This is a genomic window from Paenarthrobacter aurescens (assembly GCF_025421775.1).
Classification (GTDB): domain Bacteria; phylum Actinomycetota; class Actinomycetes; order Actinomycetales; family Micrococcaceae; genus Arthrobacter; species Arthrobacter aurescens_B.
Genome location: NZ_JAOEFX010000008.1, coordinates 261,341 through 277,698 on the forward strand (window position 1 = coordinate 261,341; position 16,358 = coordinate 277,698).

General features: G+C 64.2%; 13 protein-coding genes. 12 read left to right on the forward strand and 1 reads right to left on the reverse strand.

Annotation, left to right across the window (positions count from 1 at the left end; translation table 11 throughout):
• Positions 1–104 precede the first annotated feature (104 nt).
• The 9 genes from argC (at position 105) to N7568_RS17825 (ending at position 9,689) form a co-directional block, all read left to right on the forward strand.
• Positions 105–1,136: an N-acetyl-gamma-glutamyl-phosphate reductase gene (gene argC, locus N7568_RS17785; RefSeq protein WP_261611101.1), complete on the forward strand. Its 1,032-nt coding sequence runs from the start codon at positions 105–107 to the stop codon at positions 1,134–1,136.
• Positions 1,133–2,299, forward strand: coding sequence for a bifunctional glutamate N-acetyltransferase/amino-acid acetyltransferase ArgJ (gene argJ / locus N7568_RS17790; protein ID WP_261611102.1), 1,167 nt, complete (start codon positions 1,133–1,135; stop codon positions 2,297–2,299). Before argC ends, argJ begins: the two co-directional genes overlap by 4 nt.
• An 11-nt stretch (positions 2,300–2,310) precedes the next feature.
• Positions 2,311–3,252 (forward strand): acetylglutamate kinase, encoded by a 942-nt coding sequence (gene argB, locus N7568_RS17795; RefSeq protein ID WP_261611103.1) that lies wholly within the window; start codon positions 2,311–2,313, stop codon positions 3,250–3,252.
• Positions 3,249–4,583, forward strand: a complete 1,335-nt coding sequence (locus N7568_RS17800) for an acetylornithine transaminase (protein WP_261611104.1) — start codon at positions 3,249–3,251, stop codon at positions 4,581–4,583. Before argB ends, N7568_RS17800 begins: the two co-directional genes overlap by 4 nt.
• Complete coding sequence (argF, locus tag N7568_RS17805; RefSeq protein ID WP_261611105.1) at positions 4,580–5,584, forward strand: ornithine carbamoyltransferase; 1,005 nt, start codon at positions 4,580–4,582, stop codon at positions 5,582–5,584. The genes N7568_RS17800 and argF overlap by 4 nt, the downstream gene beginning before the upstream one ends.
• Positions 5,584–6,120 carry an arginine repressor gene (locus N7568_RS17810; protein WP_261611106.1) on the forward strand — a complete coding sequence of 179 codons (537 nt, stop codon included), beginning with the start codon at positions 5,584–5,586 and terminating at the stop codon, positions 6,118–6,120. The genes argF and N7568_RS17810 overlap by 1 nt, the downstream gene beginning before the upstream one ends.
• Positions 6,121–6,190: 70 nt before the next feature.
• Entirely contained in the window at positions 6,191–7,396 is a 1,206-nt protein-coding gene (locus N7568_RS17815; RefSeq protein WP_261611107.1) for an argininosuccinate synthase, read from the forward strand.
• Positions 7,393–8,868 (forward strand): argininosuccinate lyase, encoded by a 1,476-nt coding sequence (gene argH / locus N7568_RS17820; RefSeq protein WP_261611108.1) that lies wholly within the window; start codon positions 7,393–7,395, stop codon positions 8,866–8,868. The genes N7568_RS17815 and argH overlap by 4 nt, the downstream gene beginning before the upstream one ends.
• An 83-nt stretch (positions 8,869–8,951) precedes the next feature.
• Positions 8,952–9,689, forward strand: coding sequence for a maleylpyruvate isomerase family mycothiol-dependent enzyme (locus N7568_RS17825; RefSeq protein ID WP_261611109.1), 738 nt, complete (start codon positions 8,952–8,954; stop codon positions 9,687–9,689).
• 139 nt (positions 9,690–9,828) lie between these two features.
• Here the strand turns inward: N7568_RS17825 and N7568_RS17830 are convergent, their stop codons facing one another.
• Positions 9,829–11,319, reverse strand: a complete 1,491-nt coding sequence (locus N7568_RS17830; RefSeq protein ID WP_261611110.1) for an AlkA N-terminal domain-containing protein — start codon at positions 11,317–11,319, stop codon at positions 9,829–9,831.
• An 82-nt stretch (positions 11,320–11,401) separates the two neighbouring features.
• Between N7568_RS17830 and N7568_RS17835 the strand changes: the two genes are divergently transcribed.
• From N7568_RS17835 to tyrS, 3 genes are all read left to right on the forward strand, one after another.
• Positions 11,402–12,070 (forward strand): DNA-3-methyladenine glycosylase, encoded by a 669-nt coding sequence (locus N7568_RS17835; RefSeq protein ID WP_261611111.1) that lies wholly within the window; start codon positions 11,402–11,404, stop codon positions 12,068–12,070.
• A gap of 121 nt (positions 12,071–12,191) precedes the next feature.
• The gene (locus N7568_RS17840) at positions 12,192–14,420 is read left to right on the forward strand and encodes an ATP-binding domain-containing protein (protein ID WP_261611112.1); all 2,229 of its coding nucleotides are present in this window, start codon (positions 12,192–12,194) and stop codon (positions 14,418–14,420) included.
• A 37-nt stretch (positions 14,421–14,457) separates the two neighbouring features.
• The gene (gene tyrS / locus N7568_RS17845; RefSeq protein ID WP_261611113.1) at positions 14,458–15,780 is read left to right on the forward strand and encodes a tyrosine--tRNA ligase; all 1,323 of its coding nucleotides are present in this window, start codon (positions 14,458–14,460) and stop codon (positions 15,778–15,780) included.
• Positions 15,781–16,358 lie beyond the last annotated feature (578 nt).

The following is a 16,358-nucleotide window of genomic DNA, read 5'->3' on the forward strand; positions in this document are numbered from 1 at the left end:
CACCCTCCACTAAGCATACGTCGAATCCCCAAAATAATGAGACTGCTCACAACTGCATGCATAAATATCGGACAGCATGAATATTCTTGCTGTACACTGGAGTCATGACTATTTCTGTTGCCGTCTCCGGTGCCAGCGGCTATGCCGGAGGAGAAGTGCTGCGCCTGTTGGCGGGCCATCCGAACGTCACCATCGGTGCCATCACCGCACACAGCAACGCCGGTTCAAGACTAGGCGAGTTGCAGCCGCATCTCCACGGTTTGGCCAGCAGGATTCTCGAAGACACCACGGTGGAAAACCTGTCCGGTCACGATGTCGTGTTCCTGGCACTGCCGCACGGTGCCTCGGCTGAGATTGCTGCCCAACTGCCCGAAGGCACGGTAGTCATCGACGCCGGTGCGGACCACCGCTTGCAGGATGCCGGAGCCTGGGAAAAGTTCTACGGCTCCCCGCACGCCGGTACGTGGCCTTACGGTTTGCCCGAGCTGCCGGGGCAGCGCGAGGCGCTCAAGGGTGCCACCCGCATCGCCGTCCCCGGCTGCTACCCGACGTCGGCCCTGCTCGCCTTGACGCCTGGGTTCGCCAACAATCTCCTCCTGACGGACGACGTCGTGATTGTGTCAGCCTCAGGTACCTCCGGCGCCGGCAAGGCAGCCAAGGTCAACCTCATCGGCGCAGAAGTCATGGGTTCCATGAGCCCCTACGGCGTGGGCGGCGGACACCGGCATACCCCGGAGATCGAACAGGGACTGTCCAACGCGGCGGGGGAGCCGGTGACGGTGTCCTTCACACCCACGTTGGTTCCGATGAGTCGAGGCATCCTCACCACGGCAACGGCCAAGGTTGGCCACGGTGTTACCGAAGCCGAACTTCGCCAGGCCTGGACGGATGCCTATGACGATGAACCCTTCGTGCACCTCCTTCCGGAAGGTCAGTGGCCCACCACCAAGTCGGTACAGGGCTCCAACCATGCTGTGATGCAGTTGGCCTTCGATGCCCACACGGGCCGCGTCATCGTCACGTGCGCCATCGACAACCTCACCAAGGGGACCGCCGGCGGAGCCGTGCAGTCCATGAACATTGCCCTCGGCCTGGATGAAACCGCCGGCCTGAACCTGCAGGGAGTTGCACCGTGACCATTACCGCACCCAAGGGATTCCGCGCCGCCGGCATCAAAGCCGGCATCAAGGCCTCGGGCAACCCGGACCTGGCCCTGGTAGTAAATGACGGGCCGCAAAAGTCTGCAGCCGCCGTCTTTACCTCCAACCGCGTGGCTGCTGCGCCGGTTCACTGGTCACGCCAGGTGGTCAGCGATGGCCGTGTGGACGCCGTGGTCTTGAATTCGGGCGGGGCCAACGCCTGCACCGGCCCTCAAGGTTTCCAGAACACCCACGCCACGGCAGAGAAAGTGGCGGATGTGCTGGGAGTTTCAGCTTCCGATGTCGTGGTGTGTTCCACTGGCCTGATCGGCGAGCAACTTCCCATGGACAAGATCCTCCCGGGCGTCGATGCTGCTTTCCGCGAGCTGTCCGAGGACGGCGGCTCCGCGGCAGCAACCGCGATCATGACCACGGACAGCGTGTCCAAGGAAGCCGTCTTCACTGGTACCGATGCCCAGGGCAAGCAGTTCACCGTGGGAGGCATTGCCAAGGGTGCCGGCATGTTGGCGCCGGGCCTGGCGACGATGCTGGTGGTCCTGACCACCGACGCCGAGGTTCCTGCGAATGAGCTCGACGTTGTCCTCCGGGACGCCACGCGCGTCACCTTTGACCGTGCGGACTCGGACGGCTGCATGTCCACCAACGACACCGTGGTGCTGCTGGCATCCGGCGCGTCTGAGGCCCTGCCGTCTGCCGAGCAGTTGAGCGAAGCGGTCACCAACGTCTGCGCCGAACTGGCACGCAAGCTCATCGGCGACGCAGAAGGCGCCAGTCACGACATTGCGATCCGGACTTTCAACGCAGCCAGCGAACGCGACGCCGAAATCGTCAGCCGCAGTGTTGCCCGGTCCAACCTTTTCAAGGCTGCCATCTTCGGTAAGGATCCCAACTGGGGCCGCGTGCTCTCGGCTGTGGGAACAACTGACGCGGTCTTTGAAGCCGATCAGCTCAACGTCGCCATGAACGGCGTCCAGATCTGCCGCAACGGTTCAATCGGCGACGACCGAAACCTGGTGGACCTCGAGCCGCGGGAAGTGCTGGTTGAAATTGACCTGCAGGCCGGCGATGCCGAGGCGACGATCTGGACCAACGACCTCACGCACGACTACGTGCATGAGAACAGCGCGTACTCGAGCTGAGCGGAATGACGATGACTGCGCACACCCGTGAAACCACCTCGATGAGTGACGCCCAGGACAAAGCCGGAACCTTGATCGAGGCTCTGCCGTGGATCCAGCGCTTTGCCGGCACCACCATGGTGATCAAGTACGGCGGCAACGCCATGGTCAACGATGACCTTCGCCGTGCCTTCGCGGAGGACATCGTGTTCCTCCACCACGTGGGCATCCACCCCGTGGTGGTTCATGGCGGCGGCCCCCAGATCAACTCCATGCTCGGCCGGCTCGGCATCGAGTCCGAGTTCAAGGGTGGCCTCCGCGTCACCACGCCCGAGGCCATGGACGTCGTTCGCATGGTCCTTACCGGCCAGGTGGGCCGCGAGCTCGTAGGTCTCATCAACTCCCACGGACCGTATGCCGTTGGCATGTCCGGTGAGGATGGTGGACTGTTGCGCGCTGTCCGCACGGGCACTGTTGTAGATGGTGAAGAAGTGGACCTTGGCCTTGTGGGCGAAGTGGTGGGTGTTGATCCTGCCGGCATCACGGATATTCTCGACGCCGGTCGTATCCCCGTAATTTCTACGGTGGCCCCGGAGATCGTGGACGACGGCAACGGCTTCCAGACCACCGGCCAGGTGTTGAACGTCAACGCGGACACTGCCGCTGCCGCCGTCGCATCGGCTCTTGGTGCCACCAAGCTCGTCATCCTGACCGACGTGGAGGGCCTGTACGCCAACTGGCCGGACAAGTCGTCGCTGATCTCGTCGCTGACAGTCTCGGAACTCCGCGACATGCTGCCCAAGCTCGAATCGGGCATGATCCCCAAAATGGCTGCGTGCCTCAAAGCCATCGATGAAGGCGTGGAGCGAGCACACATCGTGGACGGCCGCCTGCCGCACTCGATGCTGCTGGAAACCTTTACAACCGCGGGCATTGGCACTCAAGTAGTACCCGACGAGGAAGTGAACGCATGAGCGAAACTGTTGGCCTCAGCCCGACCGGCGATGGACCCCCCGCCCGCTTCGCGGTGCCCGACCACACCCGGGGGTCCATCGCCGGATCGGAGGCCAAAGCTTCCGTCATTACTGGAGTGAGTAATGGCGCTGACTGGCTGGCCCGTTACTCCTCCTCGCTGATGGGTGTTTTTGGTACCCCGCAGCGTGTCCTGGTCCGTGGTGCTGGGTGCCTCGTGTGGGATGCCGATGGCAAGGAGTACTTGGACCTTCTCGGCGGCATCGCAGTGAACGCCCTGGGCCACGCCCACCCCTTCGTCACCTCGGTGATTTCCAGCCAGTTGGCTACCTTGGGCCATGTCTCCAACTTCTTTACCAGCCCCACTCAGATCGCCCTCGCCGAGAAGCTGCTGTCCATCAGCAAGGCCCCGGCTGGTTCCAAGGTGTTCTTCGCGAACTCCGGCACGGAAGCGAATGAGGCAGCCTTCAAGCTGGCCCGCCGGAACAACCCGGGCGGGAAGCGCACCAAAATCATCGCCCTGGAGGGTGCCTTCCATGGCCGCACCATGGGCGCCCTCGCGCTCACGGCCAAAGAGGCGTACCGCGCGCCCTTCGAGCCACTGCCCGGCGGTGTGGTCCACATTCCGTTCGGCGACATCGAAGCCCTGCGTGCCGCCGTCGACGATTCCACCGCGGCCGTTTTCCTGGAACCGATCCAGGGCGAAGCAGGCGTCCGGCCCCTCAGCGCCGAATACCTGCAAGCGGCCCGCGAAGCTACCACTGCCGCAGGGGCACTGCTGATCCTGGACGAGGTCCAGACCGGCATCGGCCGCACCGGCAAATGGCTTGCCAGCGAAGACGCAGGAATTGTGCCCGACGCCGTCACGCTCGCCAAGGGTCTTGGCGGCGGGTTCCCGGTAGGCGCACTGGTCACCTTCGGAAGTACGACGTCGGCCCTCCTCACCGCAGGGCAGCACGGCACCACTTTCGGCGGAAACCCGGTGGCTACGGCCGCAGCGCTGGCCACGCTGCACGCCATCGAAAGCCAAGGTGTCCTGCAGAACGTACTGACAGTCGGTGCGCACCTGCGCGAGGGACTGGCCGCCATCGATGCTGTCACTGACGTCCGAGGCGAGGGCCTGCTGATTGGCTTCGATGTGAACGCAGACGTCGCACCCGCCATGGTGACCGCAGCTTTGGATGCAGGCTTCATCATCAACAGTCCGGGCCCGCGGACCATCCGCCTCGCCCCTCCGCTGATCCTGACCACCGAGCAGGCCGACCGATTCCTGTCAGCCCTGCCCGCCTTGATCGCCACGGCTACCGCCCAAACCGCTAAGGACGCACAGTGAGCACGTCAACCACCCGCCACTTCCTCAAGGACACGGACCTGAGCCCAGCCGAGCAGGCTGAGGTCCTGGAACTCGCCGTCCGGATGAAAGCAGCACCGTACAGCGTGCAACCTTTCGCTGCTGAAGGCAACGGCCGCAAGACCGTCGCCGTGATCTTCGACAAGACCTCCACCCGCACGCGCGTTTCCTTTGCCACTGGCATCGCGGACATGGGCGGCAACGCCCTCATCATCAACCCCGGTGAAGCGCAGATCGGCCACAAGGAATCCGTGGAAGACACCGCGAAGGTCCTGGAACGCATGGTGTCCACCATTGTGTGGCGGACGGGTGCCCATTCGGGGCTGGTGGCCATGGCGGAAAACTCCAAGGTCCCTGTGATCAACGCCCTGTGCGACGATTACCACCCGTGCCAGCTCCTGGCTGACCTCCTGGCCGTCAAGGAGCACAAGGGGGAGCTCGCAGGATTGAGCATGGCCTACTTGGGCGATGCCGCGAACAACATGGCTAATTCCTACCTCCTGGCGGGCGTTACCGCCGGGATGCACGTCCGCATCTCCGGTCCAGAAGGCTACTTGCCTGCCCCGGAAATCGTGGCTGCCGCAGAAGAGCGCGCCGCGGAAACCGGTGGTTCAGTACTGATCACCAGCGACGCCGCGGAAGCCCTCAAAGGCGCCGACGTCGTGGCCACGGACACCTGGGTGTCCATGGGACAGGAAGCCGAGAAGGAAGCCCGGATGAACCTGTTCCACGATCACTCCGTGGATGAGGCTGCCATGGCGCAGGCCGCCCCTGACGCGGTGGTGCTTCACTGCCTCCCGGCCTACCGCGGCTATGAGATTTCCGCAGGTGTCATCGATGGCCCGCAGTCGATCGTCTGGGACGAAGCCGAGAACCGCCTCCATGCCCAGAAAGCGCTGATGGCTTGGCTGATGCACCGGTCGGGACTTGCGTTTGTTGACGGTCTTTCTCCCGTTGAAGGTACCGGGGAGAGCACGTTCTAGTGTCCGCCAACCCGTCCGTGCCGGGCGCCAGCCCGGCTACCAAGACTGCCCGTCAGGCTCGCATCACTGCGATCCTGACGGGAGAGTCCGTGCGTTCCCAGGCGGAGCTTGCGGCCTTGCTGGCGGACGACGGCGTCCAGGTCACCCAAGCCACCCTGTCCCGCGACCTCGTGGAATTGGGCGCGGTCAGGGTCCGCGGCAAAGAAGGCGCACTGGTCTACGCGGTTCCGGGGGAGGGTGGCGACCGCAACGCAAAGAGTGGCGTCACCCAGGAAATCCTCGACGCCCGGCTGACCAGGCTCTGCGGCGAGCTCTTGGTGACAGCCGAGGCTTCGGGCAACATCGTGGTGCTTCGCACCCCGCCGGGAGCCGCCAACTTCCTGGCCCTCGCCATCGACCACTCGGTGATGCCGTCAGTATTGGGTACGATCGCAGGCGACGACACTCTGCTCTTGGTCGCAAGGGATCCCGATGGCGGGGCGGAACTGGCGGCCCGCTTCCTCCGCATGGCCGAGGAAGCCGGACCCGGCAACTGACTGATTTTTCCAGCATTGATTCACACAGCATTGATTCGAATGAACCAAGCAACAACAAAGGAGCACTCTCGTGACTGAGCGCATTGTTCTGGCCTACTCCGGTGGCCTTGATACGTCCGTAGCCATCGGCTGGATCGGTGAAGCCACCGGCGCCGAGGTCATCGCTGTGGCCGTCGACGTCGGACAGGGTGGCGAGTCCTTGGAGACCATCCGCCAGCGCGCCCTTGGTTGCGGCGCCGTCGAAGCCTACGTGGCCGACGCCCGCGACGAGTTCGCCAACGAGTACGCCATGCCCACACTGAAGGCGAACGCCCTCTACCAAGGCCACTACCCGCTGGTTTCGGCCATCTCGCGTCCGGTCATCGTGAAGCACCTGGTGAAGGCTGCCCGCGAATTCGGCGCCACCACCGTAGCCCACGGCTGCACCGGCAAGGGCAACGACCAGGTCCGCTTCGAAGTGGGCATCCAGACCCTCGGCCCGGACTTGAAGTGCATCGCTCCCGTCCGAGACCTCGCCCTGACCCGCGACAAGGCCATCGCCTTCGCTGAGGAAAAGGGTCTGCCGATCGAGACCACCAAGAAGAACCCGTACTCGATCGACCAGAACGTGTGGGGACGCGCCGTCGAAACCGGTTACCTTGAGGACATCTGGAACGCTCCCACCAAGGACATCTACGATTACACCGCAACCCCGGAATTCCCGCCTGCGCCGGATGAGGTCATCATCTCCTTCCAGGCTGGCGTACCGGTTGCTATCGACGGCGTCAAGGTCACCCCGCTGCAGGCCATCCAGGAACTGAACCGCCGTGCAGGCGCGCAGGGCGTTGGCCGCATCGATGTCGTTGAGGACCGGCTTGTTGGCATCAAGTCCCGCGAAATCTACGAAGCCCCGGGTGCCATGGCGCTGATCACCGCGCACAAGCACCTCGAGGACATCACCATCGAGCGCGAGCAGGCCCGCTTCAAGGCCACCGTTGGCCAGCGCTGGTCCGAGCTGGTGTACGACGGACAGTGGTTCTCCCCGCTGAAGCGCTCGTTGGACGCGTTCATCGAGGACACGCAGCAGTACGTTTCCGGTGACATCCGCATGGTCCTCCACGGCGGCCAGGCGATCGTCAACGGTCGTCGCTCCGAGACCTCGCTGTACGACTTCGACCTCGCCACCTACGACACCGGCGACACCTTCGACCAGTCCATGGCGCGCGGATTCATCGAGCTGTGGGGCATGTCCTCCAAGGTTGCTTCCGGCCGCGACCTGCGCGTCGCAGGGCAGTGACACCGCAGCAGGGCCCCGGAACGCAGGGGTCCCCGGCCGAGCGTAGCGAGGTAGGGGAGCGTTCAGGGACCAACGAAGGTGCACTGTGGGGCGGCCGGTTCGCCGGCGGCCCCGCGGATGCGCTGGCCGCACTGAGCAAGTCCACCCACTTTGACTGGCGGCTTGCCCGCTATGACATTGCCGGTTCCAAGGCACACGCCCGCGTGCTGGCCAAGGCCGGACTGTTGGACGACGCTGAACTTGAAGGCATGCTCGCCGCCCTCACCCAGTTGGACGAGGACGTCGCCAGTGGCGCCTACCTCCCGGCCGAGAGCGACGAGGACGTGCATGGTTCGCTGGAGCGTGGACTGATCGAGCGCGCCGGAACCCAATTGGGCGGCAAGCTCCGCGCGGGACGTTCACGCAACGACCAAGTGGCTACTCTCGGCCGCATGTTCCTGCGTGACCACGCCCGGATCATCGCCCGCGGTGTCCTGGCCACCATCGACGCCCTCGTCGAGCAGGCCAAGGCCCACCATGGTGTTGCCATGCCGGGACGGACGCACCTGCAGCATGCCCAGCCGGTGTTGCTCAGCCACCACCTCCTGGCCCATGCCTGGGCGCTGCTCCGCGATGTGCAGCGACTCCAGGACTGGGACAAGCGCGCCGGTGTTTCGCCGTACGGTTCCGGTGCCTTGGCGGGATCATCCCTGGGGCTGGACCCGGAGGCTGTCGCTGCAGACCTTGGCTTCTTCTCGGCCGTCCACAACTCGATCGATGGCACCGCCTCCCGCGATGTCTTCGCCGAGTTCGCGTGGGTGTGCTCCATGATCGGCGTGGACCTGTCCCGCATCTCCGAGGAAGTCATCTTCTGGGCCACCAAGGAGTTCTCCTTCGTGACGCTGCATGATTCGTACTCCACGGGGTCCTCGATCATGCCGCAGAAGAAGAACCCGGACGTTGCCGAGCTCGCCCGCGGCAAGGCGGGACGCCTCATCGGCAACCTGACGGGCCTCCTCGCGACGCTCAAGGGCCTGCCGCTCGCGTACAACCGCGATCTGCAGGAGGACAAGGAGCCGGTGTTCGACGCCGCAGACACCCTGGAGCTGCTGCTTCCAGCTGTCTCGGGAATGATCGCCACGCTGAAATTCAACACTGAGCGCATGGAATCGCTGGCCCCGCAAGGTTTCGCGCTGGCAACGGACATCGCTGAATGGCTTGTCCGCCAAGGCGTTCCCTTCCGCGAGGCCCACGAGCTCTCCGGTGCTGCTGTCAAGCAGGCCGAAAGCCGTGGCGTTGAGCTTTGGGACTTGACGGACGAAGAGTACTCGGCGATCTCGGAGCATCTCACGCCCGAGGTCCGCAGTGTTCTGAGCACCGAGGGTTCGCTCAACAGCCGCAACTCGCAGGGCGGAACGGCACCAGCCGCCGTCGAACGCCAGTTGGTGGCCCTTGAAGCCGAACTGGACGCAGTGCGTTCCTACGCCAGCTAGACCACACTCGGGACGGTACGTCGCGGCACTGCCTTCGGGCAGGGATCGCGAGGTGCCGTCCCGCTGTGCGTTAATATGGCGCTATGACTCAGATCACCTCTGGGACGTTGCCCGCAGAGCTTCACAAAGCCGCCGACACCGTCACACGCCTCCTTGCCAAACTGGACGACTCATCCGTTGCCGAACCGTCGGAGCTTCCAGGCTGGACCCGGGGCCACGTGCTTGCCCACCTTGCCGGAATTTCCAACGCGATGGCCCGGCAACTGGAGTACGCGCGTCGCGGCCAGACCGTGGAACTGTACGACGGCGGCATGGACGGCCGTAACAAGGCCATCGCACTAGCGGCGGGGCACAGCCTCTCGCAGCACACGGAGGCCGTCACCACCGCCGTGGATGCGGCGATGACCGCGTTCGATGCCTTGGGCCCGGAGGACTGGCAGGCGCGTATCGCGTACCGGGACGGGACAGTGCTCGACGGCGGCCTGGCGCTCTGGCGCGAACTCACCATCCATGCGTCGGACTTGGGACTGGGGTTCGGGCCGGAAACGTGGAGCCGCCCGTTCTGCGAACACCTCATCGGGTTCCTCGCCGCTCGCGTTCCGGACTCCTACAAACTGGTCCTCCAGCCCACCGGCCTGCCCCAAAGGACCATCGGCACTGGCGGTACGTCAATCGCCATTACCGGCATGCTGACGGACATCGCGGCATGGCTGGCCGGGCGGGAACCGAGCTTGGGCAGCCTGCGCGCCACCGCCGCCGCAGACGGAATCGAGCTGCCTGAGCTGCTGCCCTGGCCGGCCGCCCAACCCGCCAACCGCTAAGCACCCAGACGCTCTCTCAAGGATTTCCCTCTTTGGGGCGGCCCTCTCTCAAGGATTTCCCTCTTTGGGGCGGCCCTCTCTCAAGGCCCCTTGGAGAGAGGGACGGCCGGAAGGGGGCGGTCGGTGACAGGGACGGCCCCTACGAGATTTTGGGCCGTGCCGCTGTCCGCCACAAGTGCATGGTGGCGTAGGAGCGCCACGGGCTGACTTCCCGGAAATCCGCGCTGAGACCAGCCCCGGAGGGCAGCACCTTCAAGCCGTTCCGGACCGCGGCATCGTTGGCCAGGAAGACGTCGGGCGCGCCAAGCACCCGCATGGCGACATACCCCACAGTCCACGGCCCAACGCCGGGCAACGGCAGAAGCTTCCTTCCCAGGCTCTCGAGGTCGTCGCCGTACCCGAAGTCAAGCGATCCGTTGGCCATTGCCCCGGCCGCAGCCACGATGGAATCGATCCGGCGTTGTGGGCCCCTGAGTAGTGCCCGCCCGTGCTCGGCGAGTTCCGCGGACGTCGGAAAGTGTCGCGCCAAGCCGGAAGAGACGCCATCGGCGGGGGATCCGGCCGCCGACAACTGTGTGAGGGCCGTTCGGGCGGCGGCCACGGTGATCTGCTGGCCGATCATGGCCCTGATCAGTAGTTCCTGGGGGTCGACAGCGCCCGGCACACGGATTCCTGGAATCGACGTGACGCTCTCCGTGAGCCGGGGGTCCGTTGCCAGCGCGTCGTCAATCGCCTGGGGGTCCGCGTCCAGGTCGAACAACCTCCGTACGCGGCTGAGCAGTGCCGGGAGGTCGTGGAGGTCCACAGCGGTTGCCGTCAGCCGCAGTGGCTTGCCCTTTGCCGAGGGGTTGTAGGCCACAGAGAACGAAGCATTGCCGTGCGGAAGGCGCAGGGTGCGCGCGTAAGTTCTGGTTCCGTCCGCGGACGTGCTCGCCACCTCGATGCCCGGCACCGCGCGAACTGACAGGAAGTCGAAGATCCCCGGATCGAACGGTTCCCTGTAGGGCAGGTTCAGCGTCAGGGCCGCGGGAGCCGCCTCGGATGGAGCCGCAGAACCACGGCGAAGTCCGGATTTCACCCCGGTGGCGCGCACCGCCGTCGGGGTCATCGCGAAAACCTCACCGATGGTGTCGTTGAATTGCCGCACGCTGTTGAATCCCGATGCAAATGCAACGTCCGCCAGGAGCATGTCGGTTGAAACGAGGAGCGTCCTGGCTGTTTGCGCCCTGCTGGCCCGTGCCAGCGAGAGGGGACCGGCACCCAGCTCATGGCTGAGGATCCGGTTGAGCTGCCGGGCGGAGTAGCCCAGGCGGTGCGCAAGTCCGTCGACACCCTCGCGGGTGATGATGCCGTCGTTGATCAACCGCATCGCCCGTCCGGCGACGTCCGAGCGGATGTTCCATGCAGGCGTACCCGGAACCGCCTCGGGGAGGCATCGTTTGCAGGCGCGGTACCCGGCTTCGTGCGCCGCGGCGGAGGTTTCGTAGAACGTGACGTTCCGCGCCTTGGGTGTCCGGGCGGGGCAGGACGGCCGGCAATAGATTCCGGTGGAGCTGACGGCTGTGAAGAATTGTCCGTCGAAGCGGGTGTCGCGGGCATCGATCGCCCTGTAGCGCTGCCAGAAGTCCATTGCTTCATCCTGCCAGCCCTCGGAAGCCATTGCTAGCGGAAATCGGACATAGCCGTTTCACTGGTTTTGCTAGGGTCTGGGCATGAACAAGTCCACCGGGAACGGCGTCAGTGACCCGAGTGAAGTGCGGGGATTCCTCGGGGGAGACGCCCGCGCCATCGCTCCGTTGATCCTTGGCGCCGTGCTGACCCATCGCTCGGACGCCGGCCCGGTCTCGGTCAGGCTCACGGAAGTTGAGGCGTACATGGGTCCGCGCGACTCGGAACATCCCGATCCTGGCTCGCACACCTTTGGCGGGCCCACAGCCCGGAACTCGCCCATGTTCGGACCGCCGGGATTTCTTTACGTCTACTTCACATACGGCATGCACTACTGCGCCAACATCGTCTGCGGCGCCGACGGCGCACCCTCGGCCTTACTCCTCCGCGCCGGCGAGATCGTGGAGGGCGAAGAGCTCGCTGCCGTTCGCAGACCAGCCTCCAAGGCACACAAGGACCTTGCAAGCGGCCCCGCCAGGCTCGCTTCCGCGCTCGGACTCACGACGGCGGACACGGGCCGCGACGCGCTCGCGGAACCGTTCAGCTTGTGGTTGCCTGGGACGCCGGTAGCGGCCGTGGCCAGCGGACCGCGGGTTGGGGTGGCAGGCCCGGGCGGAACCACCGAATATCCGTGGCGCTTCTGGATTGAAGATGATCCCACGGTGTCGAGGTACAAGGCTGCCCGGCCCCGAAACCGGTCGACAGCAGGGTGACTTTCCACCGCGCAAGGTGAACTTTGTGTGACGCAGTCCGCTGTATGACCTGTACCCCCCACGTTTACCAAAATCGCTGTAGAATGGACGGTCTGTCTTTTGCGATAGGGGTTACGGTTCGATGCACGACGCTGATTTGGTCCACGAGCAGGAATACGTTGCCGGGCTGTACGCCCGGCTCGATGAGCTGCGCGCAGAAAAGCGCGCCCAGCTGGCGCAGGTGCGCAAGGCCGGCGCGGTGGGAACCATGCAGAACGTTTCCGAACGTGACGCGTTCGCCGCACTGTACGAAGACCGCCTGGCCCAGCTGGACGCCGTCGACGACCGCTTGGTCTTCGGTCGCCTCGATCTGGATTCGGGGGAGGCCCAGTACATCGGCCGTATCGGGCTGTCCACTGCTGATCTCCAGCGGCTGATGGTCGACTGGCGTGCGCCCGAGGCCGGCCACTTCTACCAGGCGACCGCCTTCGACCGCCAAGGTGTGCGCCGTCGTCGTCACCTGATCCTGCAGGGGCGGGACGTCAAAGCAATCGAAGACGACGTCCTGGACGCTGGGATGCTCGCGGACAACGACTCCCTCCAGGGCGAAGGTGCGCTGCTGGCTGCGTTGAACTCCAAGCGCACGGGCCGCATGTCGGACATCGTGGGCACCATCCAGTCCGAACAGGACCGGATCATCCGTTCCTCCATATCCGGCGCGCTGGTCGTTCAGGGTGGTCCCGGAACGGGTAAGACCGCCGTTGCGTTGCACCGCGCGGCGTACTTGCTTTATACGCACCGCGATCGGCTCAAGAGTGCCGGTGTCCTGCTGGTCGGACCGTCGTCGTCCTTCATGCACTACATCGAACGTGTGCTCCCGTCCCTCGGTGAGACGGGTGTGGTCATGGCCAGCCTTGGCCGCCTGATGCCAGGCATCAACGCCATTCCCGAGGACAACGCGGACATTGCTGCGCTCAAGGGCAAGCTGGACATGGCAACTGTGGTGGCAAATGCCGTGGCCAACCGGCAGCGGACGCCTGCAGAGGACAGAATCCTCGAAGTTGATTCGCGGAAGCTGACACTGACAGTCCGTCAGGTGCGCCGTGCCCGGGAAAAGGCGCGCGCCACGGGAAAGCCCCACAACGAAGCCCGGCTCACGTTTGTCAAGATCCTCCTGCGCGAACTCACGGAACAGCTGACGGACCTCGTCGAAGAGGGCAACATCGGCAATAACGCCGACCGCGCCTATCTGGCCGAAGACGTCCGGTCTGCCCGGGACGTACGCATCGCACTGAACCTCTGCTGGATGCCGATGACTCCTGAGAAGCTGATCTCCGAGCTCTTCAGCAAGCCGGCCATCCTTGAAGCCTGCACGCCGCACCTGACGCCCGCGCAGCGTTCGTTGCTGCAGCGTCCAGTGGATGCACCGTGGACGGAAGCAGATGTTCCGTTGCTGGACGAGGCTGCGGAATTGCTGGGTGAGCTGGATCCGGCTGCGGGCAGGGGACTGGCCCAACAGGAAGCTGACCGCGCGCGCGATCTCGCCAACGCCAAGCAAACACTTGCCAACATGGAAGCGATGGGCGTGGACGTCCTGGTGACGGCTGAAGAGCTGGCTGAACAGAACCAGGAACGCGAAGGGCGCTTGACCGCGGCCGAACGCGCCACAAGCGACCGGTCGTGGGCCTTCGGCCACATCGTGGTTGACGAGGCGCAGGAACTCTCGCCCATGCAGTGGCGGCTCCTGGTGCGTCGCTGCCCGTTGAAGTCCTTCACCATCGTGGGCGACATCGCCCAGACGAGTGCCGCGGCCGGCGCCAATTCGTGGCAGAGCGCTTTGGCGCCGTCGTTCGGTGATCGCTGGACGTTGGAAGAACTTACCGTCAACTACCGCACACCGTCGCAGATCGCAGAAGCCGCAGTCCGCATGGCCAACCGCGCAGGCCTCGTCGTCTCAGCACCCAAGGCCGTCCGCGAAGGCAAATGGTCACCCATCGTGGACCACGTCGAGGCAGACGGCATTGTGAAGCGCTTGGTTGAGGTCCTGCCGGAGGAAGTCGAGGCCATCGACGGGGGCCTGCTGGCTGTCATTGCCGACGGACCTTTGCTCCCGCAGGCAACTGCTGCCCTGCGGGCGGTCTACGGCCGCCGCATCGGAGCGGGCGCCGGCAGCTACGAGCAAGACATCGTGGTCATCAGTCCCAAGGAAGCCAAGGGACTGGAATTCGACGGCGTCGTGGTCCTTGAACCGGCTGCCATGCTGAACCACGAGCATGGCAAAGTGGGCGACCTTTATGTCGCGATGACACGAGCCACGCAGCGTCTGCGCCTCATCGCGGCCGCACCGGTTCCTGCCGGCATCGAGCGCTAGGAAAAACGGACCCTGCAATCCTGCTAACTTAGATCTCGTGTCACACGTAAACAACCTCGAGTCCCAACACAACGATCCCGCCTTTGCCAACGTATGGCAGGAGCTCAAATGGCGCGGCCTGGTCCACGTTTCCACTGATGAAACGGAACTGGAAAAGCTGCTCGCCGGGGACCCGATCACGTATTACTGTGGCTTCGATCCCACTGCGCCGTCCCTGCACTTGGGCAACCTGGTGCAGTTGCTGGTGATGCGCCGCCTTCAGCTGGCCGGCCACAAGCCGCTGGGCTTGGTGGGCGGTTCCACCGGCCTGATCGGTGACCCGCGTCCGACGGCGGAACGCACCTTGAACACCAAGGACACCGTCGCGGAGTGGGTGGGCTACCTTCAGGGCCAGGTGCGCCGTTTCCTCAGCTTCGAGGGCGAAAACCCAGCCCGCATGGTTAACAACCTCGACTGGACCGCGCCCCTGAGCGCCATCGATTTCCTGCGTGAGATCGGCAAGCACTTCCGTGTGGGCACCATGCTCCGCAAGGATGCCGTGGCGTCCCGCCTGAGCTCGGATGAAGGCATCAGCTACACAGAGTTCAGCTACCAGATCCTGCAGGGCATGGATTACCTCCAGCTCTTCCGCGACTACGGTTGCGCGCTGCAGACCGGTGGCTCGGATCAGTGGGGCAACCTCACCAGCGGTACGGAACTCATCCGCAAGGTGGAGGGCAAGAGCGTGCATGCCTTGGGCACCCCGCTCATCACCAACTCGGATGGCACCAAGTTCGGCAAGAGCGAGGGCAATGCCATTTGGCTGGATCCGGATATGTGCAGCCCGTACACGTTCTACCAGTTCTGGCTCAACACGGCGGACGCGGATGTGGTGGATCGCCTTAAGGTCTTCACGTTCCTTTCCCGTGCTGAGATTGAAGAGCTCGGGCAGGCCGTGGCGGAACGTCCGTTTGCCCGTGAAGGCCAGAAAAAGCTCGCGTTCGAAGTGACTTCTCTCGTACACGGCGTCGACGCAACCGAGAAGGTCATCGCCGCTTCGGCCGCGCTTTTCGGAAACGGCGACCTCACCGTCCTGGATGAGCGCACCCTCGAAGCCGCCACCGCCGAACTTCCCTCTGCGAAAATCGGCACCGACGGTTTGGGGATCATCGACCTCCTGGTGGCCTCAGGTCTTTCGGACAGCAAATCAGCTGCTCGCAGGACCGTGGGCGAGGGTGGGGCATACGTCAACAACACGAAGGTGTCCGATCCCGACGCCGTCATTGCACAGGACGAGCTTCTGCACGGCCGCTATTTGCTCCTTCGCCGGGGCAAGAGGAACTTGGCCACTATTGAGGTTTCGGCCCAGGTTTCCTCATAATCCAGCTCTAAAAGGGCCGGCAGCCCCAGTGGTTGCCGGCCCTTTTTCTGTTTAAGCCTGTTGGTGCCCTGGCAGAGCAGGCGGTGGGGTGGCTGGGTGGGGTGGTGTGATGGGCTTCACTGGGGTTGTTGTTGGTGTGTTTGGCGGGTTGGGGGGTGTTGGTGGGCTTGTTTGTTCAGTGTTTGCGGGGTTTTTGGGTGGTGTTGGGGTGGATTTGGTGTGGGGGTGGGGCGCGTGTAAAGTTATTCGAGTCGCCGCCGCTGATGCGGAAAGTTAGCGACAATCTCCCTTCAAATCACCGGTTCCGGTAGTGCTTTTGTGTGCTTCTGGTGGGTGTGGGAGGCCTGGTGGCTGGTTTGCTTTGTGCGGCTGGTTCGGGTAAGTTTGAAAAGTTGCTCCGGAGCGATCCTGGACCCTGTTGGGGTGTGGGTGGTGCCGGTTAGTGTCTGTTGTTTGAGAACTCAATAGTGTGCCAAGTTTGTTGATACCGATTGTTTTACAATTGGTTGAAATTTATGCCAGTTCTGTCATGCACCCCCGTGTGTGGTGGGCTGGTTTTCAGCTGGTTTCGAATTTTG

What these genes read in the sequence shown, in the direction of transcription:
- argC (WP_261611101.1), top strand. Translation starts at nt 105, where the DNA reads ATGACTATTTCTGTTGCCGTCTCCGGTGCCAGCGGCTATGCCGGAGGA.
- argB (WP_261611103.1), top strand. Translation starts at nt 2,311, where the DNA reads ATGACTGCGCACACCCGTGAAACCACCTCGATGAGTGACGCCCAGGAC.
- N7568_RS17800 (WP_261611104.1), top strand. Translation starts at nt 3,249, where the DNA reads ATGAGCGAAACTGTTGGCCTCAGCCCGACCGGCGATGGACCCCCCGCC.
- N7568_RS17825 (WP_261611109.1), top strand. Translation starts at nt 8,952, where the DNA reads ATGACTCAGATCACCTCTGGGACGTTGCCCGCAGAGCTTCACAAAGCC.
- N7568_RS17830 (WP_261611110.1), bottom strand. Translation starts at nt 11,319, where the DNA reads ATGGACTTCTGGCAGCGCTACAGGGCGATCGATGCCCGCGACACCCGC.
- N7568_RS17835 (WP_261611111.1), top strand. Translation starts at nt 11,402, where the DNA reads ATGAACAAGTCCACCGGGAACGGCGTCAGTGACCCGAGTGAAGTGCGG.
- N7568_RS17840 (WP_261611112.1), top strand. Translation starts at nt 12,192, where the DNA reads ATGCACGACGCTGATTTGGTCCACGAGCAGGAATACGTTGCCGGGCTG.